The following is a 14,014-nucleotide window of genomic DNA, read 5'->3' as shown; positions in this document are numbered from 1 at the left end:
TCAGATCCGGGTCCCCGTCTTCGCGGCGAGGCGGAGGTAGACGCCGGCCGTGATCGCGAGCATCACCGCATAGGCGCCGACGAACCAGCCCAGCGCCGTGGTGTAGTCGCCGAACTCGGTCTTGGAGAAGCCGAGCAGCTGGGGGATCACGAAGCCGCCGTAGGCGCCGATCGCCGAGATCAGGCCGAGCGCCGCGGCGGACGTGCGCTGGGCGCCGATGCCGTCGTCGCCGCGCTGGCGGGCGCGGAGGGCGAACACCGTGGGGATCATGCGGTAGGTCGCGCCGTTGCCGATGCCGGCCGCCGAGAAGAGCACGAGGAAGCAGGCGAGGAAGAGCCAGAAGCTGCCGAGCGGCAGTGTCGCGATCACGCCGAGGATCCCGGCGCCCATGGCGACGAAGGCGAGGACCGTGACAGGCGCTCCGCCGAAGCGGTCGGCCAGACGGCCGCCGGAGGGGCGGGACAGCGAGCCCACCAGGGAGCCGAGGAACGCGAGGCCGACCGTCGCCGAGCCGACGGCGAAGCCGGAGAACTCGGGGAAGGTGTCGGCGATGAGCTTAGGGAACACGCCGGCGAATCCGATGAAGGACCCGAAGGTCCCGATGTAGAGCACGGCCAGCAGCCAGAGGTGCGGCTCGCGGAGCGCGGCGAGGGAGGCGGCGACGTCGGACTTCGCGGTCGAGAGGTTGTCCATGCGCTTGGCGGCGCCGATCATCGCCACGACGATCAGGGGGACCCAGAGGAAGCCGGCGACCGGCAGATTCAGCGTGGCCGCGGCGCCGACGGTGATCGCGATCGGCACGACGAGCTGCGCGACGGAGGCGCCCAGGTTGCCGCCCGCGGCGTTGAGCCCCAGAGCCCAGCCCTTCTGCGCGTGCGGGTAGAAGAAGGTGATGTTCGCCATCGAGCTGGCGAAGTTGCCGCCGCCGAAGCCGGCGAGCGCGGCCACCAGGAGCATGACGCCGAACGGGGTCTCCGGATTCGAGACCGCGATGCCGAGTCCGACGGTCGGGATCAGCAGGAGGCCCGCCGACACGATCGTCCAGTTGCGGCCGCCGAAGCGGGGGACCATGAACGTGTACGGGATCCGCAGGGTGGCGCCGACGAGGCTCGGCATCGAGATGAGCCAGAAGATCTGCCCGGTGTCGAAGGCGAACCCGGCCGCCGGCAGCGAGACGACCACGACCGACCAGAGCTGCCAGACGACGAAGCCGAGGAACTCGGCGAAGATCGACCACCTCAGATTGCGAGCGGCGACGGAGCGTCCCTCCGCCTCCCACTGGGCGGGGTCCTCGGGGTTCCAGCCGTCGATCCAGCGGCCCGGCCGTCGGATGATGCCGGTGGATGTGGCGGCGGTCGTGGGGACGGTGGTCGGGGGTGCAGCAGTCATCGTGGTCCTCCGGAGGGTGGGCGGCGCGCGCGAGGGCGCGCTCGGGACGGGGAGGTGGAGCGGTGGTGGTGCGGGGAGGAGGCGTCAGGCGTTGCGCCCGAACAGCTCCGAGACGATGTCGACCAGCTCGCGGGCGGGCGGATCGACGGCGGTGAGGAGGGGAGCGGAGGCGAGGTCGGCCCCCGCGGAGGCGGCCAGGCCGGCGAAGTAGCCGGGCGCGAGCAGGTAGGTGGCGACCACGACGCGCGCGCCGGGGTGGGCGGCGCGCTCGGCGGCGACCGCCTCCGCGACCCGCGGCTCGGCGGCCGAGATGAACGAGGTGCTCACCTCGCGGCCGAGCTCGGCGGCGAGGAGGCGGCCGGTGGTCCAGCAGTCCGCGACGGCACCGGCGTCGCTCGAGCCGGCGGCGGCGAGCACGACGCGGTCGCCGTCGTCGAGCCCTGCCTCGTGGAGCCGGCGGGCGAGCACGCGCGCCAGGCGGGGATCGGGTCCGAGCGCGCCCGAGACCCGCACCGGCCGCTCCGCCTCCGCCGCGGCCTCGGCGAGGTCGACGTGCACGTGGTAGCCGGCCGAGAGCAGCAGCGGCACGACCACCGCCGGCCGGCCCGGCTCGAGAGAGCCCAGGGTCGCGGGGACGTCGGGCTGCTGCACGTCGACGAAGGAGTCGAGCACGTCCAGCGCCGGGTTGGCCCGGCGGACCGCCTCGACCAGCGCGGCGACGGCACGCCTCCCGTCGTCGTCGGAGGTCCCGTGGGACGCGGCGACCAGAGCGGTCCGCTGGGCGACCTCGATCGTGCCGTCGCTCTCGCGCACCTGCCAGGTGGCGAGGTGCAGCTCCGCTCGTGTGAAGCAGGCGCCGGTCTCGAGGTCGAAGACGTCCTTGTGCAGGGGCGAGGCGATCGTGGGCCGCTGCACCCCGTCGACCAGACGCGAGCCGACGATGCCGCGCGAGAGCACGGCCGCGCCGGTCGCGGGGTCGAGGTTCGAGACGGCCCGCACCCGCCCGTCGGGCAGGAGGAACAGGGCGAGCTGCACACCGCCGACCAGGGCGGCCTCGCCCCAGAGCGGCTCGAGGTCGCCGACGGCGCAGACCGGCACCCAGGTGGTGGCGGTCGCGGGGGCGAGCCGATCGAGGAGGGTCATCGCTGCGCCTTCTTCCTGCGGGTGGGCCACCGCATCCGGTCGGACGCGATGAGGCAACGGTAGGGATCGCGCGTTTCGTGCGAGCACGCCTCCGGTGTCAGGGGCGTAACGAAGCCCTCACGGCCTGCGGCGCTCGCCGAGAGGCGCGCGTCACACGCTGTTACACCGGGGCAACGGCGGGGAAACGGGCCGTCCCTACGGTGGACGTCATGACTCCTGGAGCGAACCCCGCCGCCCGGCCCCGACGTGTGCTCGTCGTCGGAGCGGGACCCGCCGCGCACCGCCTGGTCGACGCGCTCGTCGCCCGGGCCGGCGACCAGGCGCTGGAGATCACCGTCCTCGGCGAGGAGGTGCACCGTCCCTACGACCGCGTCGCACTCTCGAAGCGCCTCGACGGCGAGCACGACCTGACTCTGGGCGACGGCGCTCTGTGGGAGTCGGCGCGGCTGATCACCTCCTCCCGTGTCGTCGCGATCGATCCCGACCGCCTGCGCGTCGAGCTCGCGGACGGCCGCTCCCTCGAGGGCGACGAGATCGTCCTGGCGACGGGATCCTCCGCCACGGTCCCGCTGATCGAGGGCGCCGAGCACGGCCGCGTCTACCGCACGCTCGAGGACGTGGACGGGCTCGTCGCCGAGCTCGCCGCGTTCCGCGCCCGGCGCGGCCGCCCCGCGATCGTGGTCGTGGTCGGCGGCGGTCTGCTCGGCCTCGAGGCGGCGGGAGGCGCGCACCGGCTCGGTGCGCGTACCGCCCTCGTCCACTCCGGCCGCTGGCTGATGAGCGCGCAGCTCGACGAGGGCGCCGGGCAGGCCCTCGGCCGCATCATCTCGGCGCAGGGGATCGCGCTGCACCTCGGCAACCGGCCCACCGCGATCCTCACCTCGCCGACCGGGACGGTGCTCGGCGTCGCGCTGACCGACGGCAGCAGCATCAGCGCCGATCTCGTGGTCTTCTCCATCGGGATCACGGCGCGCGACGAGCTCGCCCGAGCGGCCGGGATCGAGGTCGCACCGCGCGGAGGTGTGGTCGTCGACGAGGCCTGCCGCACCAGCCGGGCGGGAGTCTGGGCCATCGGCGAGGTCGCCGCGATCGACGGCCGCACCGTCGGGCTCGTCGCACCCGCCAACGCGATGGCGGAGGTTGTCGCCGACCGGATCCTCGGCGGCGACGCGACCTTCCCGGGGGTCGACGACGCCACCAAGCTCAAGCTCTCGGGCGTGGAGGTCGCCAGCTTCGGCGACGCCCTCGGCACCACGGAGGGAGCGCTCGAGGTCGTCTACGCCGATCCGGCCCGCGGTCTCTACCAGAAGGTCGTCGTCTCGGACGATGCGCGCACGCTGCTCGGCGGGATGTTCGTCGGCGACGCGGGCCCCTACTCCTCCCTCCGCCCGCTGCTGGGGCGCGAGCTGCCGGCCGAGCCCGGCGCCTACCTCGCGGCGGCGGGGGCGGAGGCGCCCTCGGGCGACCTTCCGGACGACGCCCAGGTCTGCTCGTGCAACAACGTCTCGGTCGGCGAGGTCCGTCACGCGATCGGCGAGGGGTGCACCGAGCTGGGGCCGCTCAAGGCCTGCACCCGCGCGGGCACCCAGTGCGGATCGTGCGTGCCCCTGGTGAAGAAGCTGCTCGACACGGAGCTGATCCGTGCGGGCGTCGAGGTCTCCCGCGCCCTCTGCGAGCACGTGGCGCTCAGCCGCAGCGAGCTGTTCGAGTCGGTCCGCATCCTCGGGCTGCACTCGGCCGAGCAGGTGATGGAGCGCTTCGGCTCCGGGCTGGGCTGCGACGTGTGCAAGCCGGTGATCGCCTCCGTCCTCGCCACCCAGACGAACGCCTACATCCTCGACGGCGGCCAGGCGCCGCTGCAGGACACCAACGACCGCGCCCTGGCCAACATGCAGAAGGACGGCACCTACTCCGTCGTCCCGCGGATCCCCGGGGGCGAGATCACGCCGGCGAAGCTCAAGGTGATCGCCGAGGTCGCCGAGCAGTACGGCCTCTACACGAAGATCACCGGCGGGCAGCGGATCGACATGTTCGGCGCCCGCCTCGAGCAGCTGCCCGAGATCTGGCGCCTCCTCGTCGACGCCGGCTTCGAGTCGGGTCAGGCGTACGGCAAGTCGCTGCGCACGGTCAAGTCGTGCGTCGGATCGACCTGGTGCCGCTTCGGAGTCCAGGACGCGGTCGGGATGGCGGTCTTCCTCGAGGAGCGGTACCGGGGTCTCCGCTCGCCGCACAAGTTCAAGCTCGGGGTCAGCGGCTGCGCCCGCGAGTGCGCCGAGGCGCGGGGGAAGGACATCGGCGTCATCGCGAGCGACCTCGGCTGGAACCTCTATGTCGGCGGCAACGGCGGCTACCAGCCGGCGCACGCCCAGCTGCTCGCGCAGGACCTCGACGACGAGACCCTGGTGCGCTACATCGACCGCTACGTCATGTACTACGTGCGCACGGCCGAGCGGCTCCAGCGCACCGCCCGCTGGCAGGAGGAGCTCCCCGGCGGACTCGAGCACGTGCGCGAGGTGGTCTGCGAGGACTCGCTCGGCATCGCCGCCGAGCTGGAGGCCGCCATGGCCACGCACGTCGACACCTACGTCGACGAGTGGGCGGCGACCCTCGCCGATCCCGACCGGCTCCGCCGCTTCCGCTCCTTCGTGAACGCCCCGGACACCGCGGATCCGCGCGTCGCGACCGTGCGCGAGCGCGGGCAGGTCCGGCCCGCCGGCCGGGACGAGAGACCGGACGGACCCGTGCTGGTCGCGGGGCCGAGGATCCCCGTCGGTCCGGCCGGGATCGGATCGGACTCGTGATGCAGCTCTCCCTCGACCTCGCCGGACGCCGCGTGCTCGTGATCGGCACCGCCTCCGGGACCCGCCGCGTGCTCGCCCGCTACCGAGCCGCCGGCGCACTCGTCGAGCGGCGCGAGGCGGAGGACGCGCTCACCCCGGCGCCAACGGCCCTGATCGTGTGGGTGGAGGGGCCGGCACCGCTCCGAGCGGTGGCGGCCGAGCTCTGCCCCTGGATCGTCGACGAGGCCCCCGCGCCGACCCGGCCGGTCGGGCACGTCAGCATCGTCGGCGGCGGCCCCGGCGATCCGGATCTGATGACCCTCGCCGCCCGCCGGGCCCTCCTCGACGCGGACGTGGTGCTCTACGACCGGCTCGGTCCGCACGAGGGCCTGGCCGAGTGGGCGCCCGGCGCCGAGCTGATCGACGTCGGCAAGACGCCGGGTCATCACGCGGTGCCGCAGCGCGAGATCGAGCGGCTGATGATCGAGCGGGCCCTCGCGGGTCTGGACGTCGTGCGCCTGAAGGGCGGCGATCCGTTCGTGTTCGGCCGCGGGTCGGAGGAGGTGCGCGCGTGCCGGCTGGCCGGCGTCGGCTCCACGGTCGTCCCCGGAGTGACCAGCGCGATCTCGGTGCCCGCCGCCGCCGGGATCCCGGTCACCCATCGCGAGGTCAGCAGGGCCTTCACCGTGGTCTCGGGCCATGCGCCGTTCAGCGAGCAGGAGCTCGGCCATCTGGCCGGGCTGGGCGGGACGATCGTGGTGCTGATGGGCGTGAACACCCTCCCGCACCTCGTCGCCGGGCTGCAGCGCGCGGGGATGCGCGCCGACACACCCCTCGCGATCGTCGAGCGGGGCTGGTCGCGCGACCAGCGCACGACGGTCTCGTCGGTCGGCGGAGTGCTCGGCCTGCTCGCCGAGCTGGCACCGCGCTCGCCCGCCGTGATCGTCATCGGCGAGGTGGTCCGGCAGGCCGCGTGCCATGATGCGGGGGACCCCGAGAGCATCGCCCGAGCGGTCGATGCACTGACCGCGTGAGACCCCGAGGGGGCCGAGCATGACCGGCACCGATCCCGACGCCGCCGTGGGGTTCCGACCCGACCAGCTGGACGGCTTCCGCATCGGGGTCACCTCCGACCGCCGCTCCGAGGACCTGATCGCCGCGTTCGAGCGCCGCGGTGCCGCCGTCACGCATGCCCCCACCATCCGCATGCGCGGCGTCGACACCGAGGGCGCGCTCGAGGAGGAGACCCGCGCCATCGTCGCCGCCCGTCCCGACGTGCTCCTCGCCACCACCTCCTACGGCCTGCGGCGCTGGCTCGAGGCCGCGGACGCCGCGGGGATCGAGCTGGCCGACGCGCTGTCCTCCGCGCGGATCCTCGTCCGAGGACCCAAGGCGCGCGGAGCGATCCGTGCGGCGGGTCTCGACGACCACGGGATGAGCGAGCGCGAGACGACCACCTCCCTGGTCGACCTGGCTCTGCGCGAGGGCGTCGCCGGCCGCACGATCGCGGTGCAGCTGCACGGATTCACCGACCCGGCTCAGCTGCAGCGTCTCCGCGACGCCGGCGCCCGGGTGCTCACGGCCGCGCCCTACCGCTGGAGCGTGCACGAGGACTCCGCCCGGGTGCTGCGGCTGATCGACGCGGTCTGCGGAGGGGGCATCGACGCCGTCACCTTCACCAGCGCGCCGGCGGTGGAGGCGCTCTTCACGGTCGCGGAGGCCGCGGGCCGCCTCGACGACCTCCAGGCGGCCTTCCGCGAGACGGTGGTCGCCGCCGCCGTCGGCCCCGTGACCGCAGCACCCCTGGTCGAGGCAGGGATCCTCCCGGTCGTGCCGGACCGGTTCCGGATGGGCGCGCTCATCCGCCTGACCTGCGAGCACCTCGAGCAGGCGTCGCCCCGCATCGAGACGGCCTTCGGCACTCTCGAGCTCCGAGGCCGGCACGCCGTCCTGGCCGGGACCCGGGTGGCGCTGACCCCGGTCGCGCTCGCGCTGTTCCGGACTCTCGTCGCCGCCGAGGGCGCGACCGTCGCGCGTCACGTCCTCGCGGCCTCCGCGCCGGAGGTTCTCGACGACCACGCGGTCGACGTCGCTGTCAGCCGCCTCCGTCAGGCCCTCCCCGAACCGCGGCTCGTGGCGACGGTGATCAAGCGCGGCTACCGGCTCGCGACCCCGCTCTGAGCGGCGGCGCGGTGCCACACTGAGCGCGTGGGCAGGCTGAGGGTCGTCGTCGCGCCCGACTCCTTCAAGGGGTCGGCGAGCGCGGTCGAGGTCGCACGGGCGATCGCCGAGGGCTGGAGCGCTGCGCGCGCGGGGGACGAGATCGTCCTCGCGCCGATGGCCGACGGGGGAGAGGGCACGGTCGAGGCCTTCGCGCTCGCGGTCCCGGGGTCGCTTCGGCGGCCGGTCGTCGTGCCCGGCCCGGACGACCGGCCGGTCCGCGCCTGGTGGCTGCTGCTCCCCGACGGGACAGCCGTCGTCGAGCTCGCCTCCACGAGCGGCATCACGCTGCTCGACCCGCTCCGCCCGCTCACCGCGCACACGCGCGGCTTCGGCCGCGCGATCGCCGCCGCCCTCGACGCGGGGGCGGACGCCCTGCTGCTGGCGATCGGCGGCAGCGCCTCGACCGACGGCGGAGTCGGAGCGCTCCGCGAGCTCGGCGCGCGCTTCTCCACCGCCTCCGGCCGCGACCTCGGCGAGGGAGGCGGTGCGCTGCCCGCGCTCGCCGCCGCCGACCTCCGCGGGCTGCGTCCTCTGCCGCCCGGAGGCGCTGTCGTGCTCAGCGACGTCGCGACCCCGCTGCTCGGCGACTCCGGGGCGGCCCGCGTCTTCGGACCGCAGAAGGGGGCCGGCCCCGAGGACGTCCTCCTCCTCGAGAGCGGCCTCCGCCGTCTCGCCGCGCACCTGGACGCGGATCCCGATGCGCCGGGCTCCGGGGCGGCGGGCGGGACGGGCTTCGGTCTGCTCGCCTGGGGCGCGTACCCGACCTCCGGCGCCGACGCCGTCGGACGGGCGATCGGGCTCCCGGCGCTCCTCGCGGGCGCGGACGTCGTCATCACGGGGGAGGGGCGCTTCGACGCGCAGTCCGCCGCCGGCAAGGTCCCGGTGCACGTCCTCGCGCTCGCCGAGGCGGCCGGGGCGCGGACGCTCCTCGTCGCCGGGGCGATCGCGGCGCCGACTCCCGGCTTCACCGCGGCGGTGTCGCTGACGGAGGCGGCGGGCTCCTCGTCCGCGGCCCTCGCGGACCCGTTCCCGCACCTGCGCGCCGTCGCCCGGGAGTGGGCCGCGCAGCTCCTCTGACCGTTCGCGGTGTCGGTGGTCGGGCGTACCGTCCGGGCATGACCCGCGATGCGACCCGACCACCACATCTTGTGGTCGAGCCGCCGCGCGGACCCCACCGGTCGGGCATGCCGACACGCCGTGGCGCGTTGTACACAGTGAACGGGATCCTTCTGTCCACACCTGTGGATGGTTCTTGCGGATCCGCGTCCTTCCGCGGTTCCACGGGCTCCGGCCTGTGGATGAACGGGGGAGGAACCGGTGGATAACTACACGGCTGTAACTACTACGTCTAGTGGGCTGACACCGGCCCGCCCCCTATATGTAGTATTGCTGAGCAGGTCGGAGCGAGAGCCCCACCGGCACCCAGAACTCACCCGGACCACCCTCCGACCCCGCCCGCATCGCGAGCCGCCGGTCGGGGAGCGGCACCGGGACACCCCCTCCGAAAGGCGACACCCATGGCTGTGACGGTCTACACCAAGCCCTCCTGCGTCCAGTGCACCGCGACGTACCGCGCCCTCGACAGCAAGGGCATCGACTACGAGGTGTTCGACCTCTCCGTGGACGAGAAGGCCCTCGAGGCTGTCAAGGCCCTCGGCTACCTCCAGGCGCCGGTCGTCATCACGGACGACGACCACTGGTCCGGCTTCCGCCCCGACAAGATCGCGACCCTCTGAGGCGCACGGACGGCGATCTGCGACGTCGTCGGCGGGCGCCGTAGCGCCGCTGCGGCTTCCTCCTCCGCCTTGCGGCTCACCGCGCAGCCGCCTCAGAGGCGGGACCGAGAACAGCAGCTGACGGGGAGAGGGGCCGAAGGATGAGCGGGCTCGTGTACTTCTCCAGCAGCTCGGGGAACACGCACCGGTTCATCGAGAAGCTCGGACGGCCGGCGCAGCGCATCCCGCTCCACGCCCGCCGCGACGGAGCCGCCCTCGACACGCTCCACGTCCACGAGCCGTACGTGCTCGTCCTCCCCACCTACGGCGGCGGCAACGGCGGGGGAGCGGTCCCCAAGCAGGTCATCCGGTTCCTCAACGATCCGTGCAACCGCTCCCTGATCCGCGGCGTCATCGGCGCCGGCAACACGAACTTCGGCGAGGCGTACTGCCTCGCCGGCGACATCATCGCCCGCAAGTGCGAGGTGCCGCACCTCTATCGATTCGAAGTATTCGGAACACCCGACGACGTCCGCGCCGTCGACGAAGGATTGGACACGTTTTGGACGCAGCAGTGATCGACGCTCCCCGCGACGCCGCACAGATGGACTACCACTCGCTCAACGCGATGCTGAACCTCTACGGCCCGAACGGAGAGATCCAGTTCGACAAGGACCGCGAGGCCGCTCGCGAGTTCTTCCTGCAGCACGTCAACCAGAACACGGTGTTCTTCCACACGCTCAAGGAGCGCCTCGACTACCTGGTCGAGAAGGAGTACTACGAGCAGGCCGTGCTCGACCAGTACTCGTTCGAGTTCATCCAGCAGCTCAACGACCTGGCGTACTCGAAGAAGTTCCGCTTCGCGACCTTCCTCGGCGCGTTCAAGTACTACACCTCGTACACGCTCAAGACGTTCGACGGGAAGCGCTACCTCGAGCGCTTCGAGGACCGCGTCGTGATGACCGCCCTCGGCCTCGCCCAGGGCGACGAGACGCTCGCGACCGCCCTCGTCGAGGAGATCGTCGCCGGCCGCTTCCAGCCGGCGACCCCGACCTTCCTCAACACCGGCAAGGCACAGCGCGGCGAGCTCGTCTCCTGCTTCCTGCTGCGCATCGAGGACAACATGGAGTCGATCGCCCGCGGCATCAACTCCGCGCTCCAGCTCTCCAAGCGCGGCGGCGGCGTCGCCCTCTCGCTCTCGAACATCCGCGAGGCCGGCGCCCCGATCAAGCAGATCGAGAACCAGTCCTCGGGCATCATCCCCGTGATGAAGCTCCTCGAGGACAGCTTCAGCTACGCCAACCAGCTCGGCGCGCGCCAGGGCGCGGGAGCGGTGTACCTCTCGGCGCACCACCCCGACATCCTCCGCTTCCTCGACACCAAGCGCGAGAACGCCGACGAGAAGATCCGCATCAAGACGCTCTCCCTCGGCGTCGTCGTGCCCGACATCACGTTCGAGCTCGCGAAGAACAACGAGGACATGTACCTCTTCTCGCCCTACGACGTCGAGCGCGTCTACGGCATCCCCTTCGGCGACATCTCCCTCTCGGAGAAGTACCGCGAGATGGTCGACGACCCGCGCATCAAGAAGACCAAGATCTCGGCGCGCGAGTTCTTCCAGACCATCGCCGAGATCCAGTTCGAGTCGGGCTACCCCTACATCGTGTTCGAGGACACGGTGAACCAGGCGAACCCGATCAAGGGCCGCATCAACATGTCCAACCTCTGCTCCGAGATCCTCCAGGTCAACACTCCGACGACCTACAACGAGGACCTCTCCTACGCGCAGATCGGCAAGGACATCTCCTGCAACCTCGGCTCGCTGAACATCGCGCTGACGATGGACTCGCCCGACTTCGGCCGCACCATCGAGACCGCGATCCGCGGCCTCACCTCGGTGTCCGACCAGTCGCACATCACCTCGGTCCGCTCGATCGAGGACGGCAACGACAAGTCGCACGCCATCGGCCTCGGCCAGATGAACCTGCACGGCTACCTCGCCCGCGAGCGGATCCACTACGGATCCGAGGAGGGCATCGACTTCACCAACATCTACTTCTACTCGGTGCTGTTCCACGCCCTGCGCGCCTCCAACAACCTCTCCATCGAGCGCGGCACCACCTTCGAGGGCTTCGCCGACTCGAAGTACGCCTCGGGCGAGTTCTTCGACACCTACACGGAGAAGGAGTGGGCGCCGGCCACCGAGCGCGTCTCCCGCCTCTTCGCCGACTCGGGCATCGCGGTCCCCACCCGGGACGACTGGCGTGCGCTCAAGGCCTCGGTCATGGAGCACGGCATCTACAACCAGAACCTGCAGGCCGTCCCGCCGACCGGCTCGATCTCGTACATCAACAACTCGACGTCCTCGATCCACCCGATCGCGTCGAAGATCGAGATCCGCAAGGAGGGCAAGCTCGGCCGCGTCTACTACCCGGCGCCGTTCATGACGAACGACAACCTGGAGTACTACCAGGACGCGTACGAGATCGGCTACGAGAAGATCATCGACACCTACGCCGCGGCCACGCAGCACGTCGACCAGGGCCTCTCGCTCACGCTCTTCTTCAAGGACACGGCGACCACCCGCGACGTCAACCGCGCCCAGATCTACGCCTGGCGCAAGGGCATCAAGACGATCTACTACATCCGCATCCGTCAGCTGGCACTCGAGGGCACCGAGCTCGACCAGTGCGTCTCGTGCATGCTCTAGAGCACGCAGCCCCACCCCCCTCCGCACGACCCATCCGCAGCAGCGAGAAGGAATCATGACTCCCCCCGAGAAGCTCAAGCTCGTCGACTCCGTCCAGGCGATCAACTGGAACCGGATCCAGGACGACAAGGACGTCGAGGTGTGGAACCGCCTCACGAGCAACTTCTGGCTGCCCGAGAAGGTCCCGCTGTCGAACGACATCCAGTCGTGGAACACGCTCACGCACCAGGAGCAGCAGCTCACCATGCGCGTGTTCACCGGGCTCACCCTGCTCGACACCGTGCAGGGCACCGTCGGCGCCGTCTCGCTCATCCCGGATGCGATCACGCCTCACGAGGAGGCCGTCTACACGAACATCGCGTTCATGGAGTCGGTCCACGCCAAGTCGTACTCCTCGGTGTTCTCGACCCTGTCGAACACCCAGGACATCGACGAGGCCTTCCGCTGGTCGATGGAGAACCCGAACCTGCAGAAGAAGGCGTCCATCGTGATGGACTACTACCGCGGCGACGACCCGCTGAAGCGGAAGGTCGCCTCCACGCTGCTGGAGTCGTTCCTCTTCTACTCGGGCTTCTACCTGCCGATGTACTGGTCCTCGCGCGCCAAGCTCACCAACACGGCCGACCTCGTGCGCCTGATCATCCGCGACGAGGCCGTGCACGGCTACTACATCGGCTACAAGTTCCAGAAGGGACTCGAGCGGGTCGACCAGGCCAAGCGCGACGAGATCAAGGACTACACGTTCTCGCTGCTCTACGAGCTCTACGACAACGAGGCGCAGTACACGCAGGACCTCTACGACCAGCTCGGCCTGACCGAGGACGTCAAGAAGTTCCTGCACTACAACGCCAACAAGGCGCTGATGAACCTCGGCTACGAGCCGATGTTCCCCAAGCAGGTCACCGACGTGAACCCCGCGATCCTGTCGGCCCTCTCGCCCAACGCGGACGAGAACCACGACTTCTTCTCGGGCTCCGGCTCCTCCTACGTGATCGGCAAGGCCGTGAACACCGAGGACGAGGACTGGGACTTCTAGGCGTCGACACCACGTCCCGGCCTCCACGGCGAACGGCCCCTCCCCTCGCGGGTGAGGGGCCGTTCCTCGTCTCCGGGCGGCGGGCGAGCGCCCGGTCGCCGCGCCCGCCGAGGCACCGCACTGTCGCCGAGGCGCCGTCCTCCCGGCGGCGCCTCGGGCGGTTCGGCGGCGTCTCGGCGGAACTGGGCCGGAGCGGCTGTCGCGGGCGCCGTCAGAGGGCCAGGCGCATCAGCACCCGGGGGAAGCCGTCGAGCACCGAGGTCGTGTCCGCCGCCTTCTCGAAGCCGGCGCGCTCGAACAGCGAGCGCGTGCCGACGTACGCCATCGTCCGGTCGACCTCCGTGCCGGCGTTGTCGACCGGGTAGCCCTCGATCGCCGGTGCCCCGTGGGCTCGGGCGAACTCGACGGCGCCCTCGAGCAGCGGATGCGAGATCCCGCGTCCGCGGAAGCCGGGCCGCACGCGCAGGCACCACACGCTCCACGCGTCGAGGGCGTCCACGTGCGGGATGCGCCGGTTCGTCGCGTAGCTCGTGTCGGCCCGGGGGTGCACCGCCGCCCAGCCGACCACCTGGTCGCCGTCGTACGCGAGGACGCCGGGCGGAGGATCCTCCGCGACGAGCTCCCGCACCCGGGCGCCGCGAGCGGGACCGGCGAGAGCCCGGTTCTCGACGGAGGAGCGGAGCCGGTAGCTCAGGCACCAGCACACGCTCGCGTCGGGGCGCTTCGGGCCGACCATCGTCGCCAGGTCGTCGAAGACGGTGGCCGCGCGCACCTCGATCGTCATGGCGGCAGCCTTCCACCGTCGGGATACGCGGACAAGCCGTTCAGATCTCAGGACGAACGACGAAGGACTCCCTCCCTGCCGCGGAATCGGGGTCGCGGCACCACGTTCGTCCGGCATCCTCGACGCCCTCCGCCGATTCACCACTCCACCGGATGAATCGCACCAGCACCTCCTGTTGGACGGCGCCCAGGCGGGGCGCCTACCGTGGACGAGGTATCCAACGAAGGAGCACTC

11 protein-coding genes are annotated in these 14,014 nt (G+C 71.5%); 8 read left to right on the top strand and 3 right to left on the bottom strand.

Features of this window, described 5'->3' with window-relative positions:
* Positions 1–1,389, bottom strand: coding sequence for an MFS transporter (locus C5D50_RS15960; protein ID WP_104284004.1), 1,389 nt, complete (start codon positions 1,387–1,389; stop codon positions 1–3).
* Between the two features lie 84 nt (positions 1,390–1,473).
* The gene (nirD, locus tag C5D50_RS16970; RefSeq protein WP_104250934.1) at positions 1,474–2,532 is read right to left on the bottom strand and encodes a nitrite reductase small subunit NirD; all 1,059 of its coding nucleotides are present in this window, start codon (positions 2,530–2,532) and stop codon (positions 1,474–1,476) included.
* A gap of 209 nt (positions 2,533–2,741) precedes the next feature.
* Between nirD and nirB the strand changes: the two genes are divergently transcribed.
* From nirB to nrdF, 8 genes are all read left to right on the top strand, one after another.
* Positions 2,742–5,333 (top strand): nitrite reductase large subunit NirB, encoded by a 2,592-nt coding sequence (gene nirB, locus C5D50_RS15950; protein ID WP_104283958.1) that lies wholly within the window; start codon positions 2,742–2,744, stop codon positions 5,331–5,333.
* Complete coding sequence (cobA, locus tag C5D50_RS15945; protein WP_104283957.1) at positions 5,333–6,346, top strand: uroporphyrinogen-III C-methyltransferase; 1,014 nt, start codon at positions 5,333–5,335, stop codon at positions 6,344–6,346. Before nirB ends, cobA begins: the two co-directional genes overlap by 1 nt.
* Before the next feature lie 19 nt (positions 6,347–6,365).
* Positions 6,366–7,493 carry a uroporphyrinogen-III synthase gene (locus C5D50_RS15940; RefSeq protein ID WP_104224355.1) on the top strand — a complete coding sequence of 376 codons (1,128 nt, stop codon included), beginning with the start codon at positions 6,366–6,368 and terminating at the stop codon, positions 7,491–7,493.
* A gap of 36 nt (positions 7,494–7,529) precedes the next feature.
* Positions 7,530–8,612, top strand: a complete 1,083-nt coding sequence (locus C5D50_RS15935; protein WP_104283956.1) for a glycerate kinase — start codon at positions 7,530–7,532, stop codon at positions 8,610–8,612.
* 440 nt (positions 8,613–9,052) lie between these two features.
* Entirely contained in the window at positions 9,053–9,271 is a 219-nt protein-coding gene (gene nrdH / locus C5D50_RS15930; protein WP_068255139.1) for a glutaredoxin-like protein NrdH, read from the top strand.
* A 140-nt stretch (positions 9,272–9,411) separates the two neighbouring features.
* Positions 9,412–9,828, top strand: coding sequence for a class Ib ribonucleoside-diphosphate reductase assembly flavoprotein NrdI (gene nrdI / locus C5D50_RS15925; protein WP_104224357.1), 417 nt, complete (start codon positions 9,412–9,414; stop codon positions 9,826–9,828).
* A 26-nt stretch (positions 9,829–9,854) separates the two neighbouring features.
* Entirely contained in the window at positions 9,855–11,960 is a 2,106-nt protein-coding gene (gene nrdE, locus C5D50_RS15920; RefSeq protein WP_104250945.1) for a class 1b ribonucleoside-diphosphate reductase subunit alpha, read from the top strand.
* A gap of 55 nt (positions 11,961–12,015) precedes the next feature.
* Entirely contained in the window at positions 12,016–12,996 is a 981-nt protein-coding gene (gene nrdF / locus C5D50_RS15915) for a class 1b ribonucleoside-diphosphate reductase subunit beta (protein WP_104224358.1), read from the top strand.
* Between the two features lie 211 nt (positions 12,997–13,207).
* On the opposite strand, the gene C5D50_RS15910 is transcribed toward nrdF, so the two are convergent.
* A complete protein-coding gene (locus C5D50_RS15910; protein ID WP_104250931.1) occupies positions 13,208–13,780 on the bottom strand; it encodes a GNAT family N-acetyltransferase in 573 nt (190 codons plus the stop codon).
* Between the last annotated feature and the right edge of the window lie 234 nt (positions 13,781–14,014).

Source organism: Rathayibacter sp. RFBD1, from assembly GCF_002932915.1.
GTDB lineage: Bacteria > Actinomycetota > Actinomycetes > Actinomycetales > Microbacteriaceae > Rathayibacter.
Note: the sequence above shows the minus strand (reverse complement) of the source record. Positions and strands in the feature narration are given on the sequence as shown.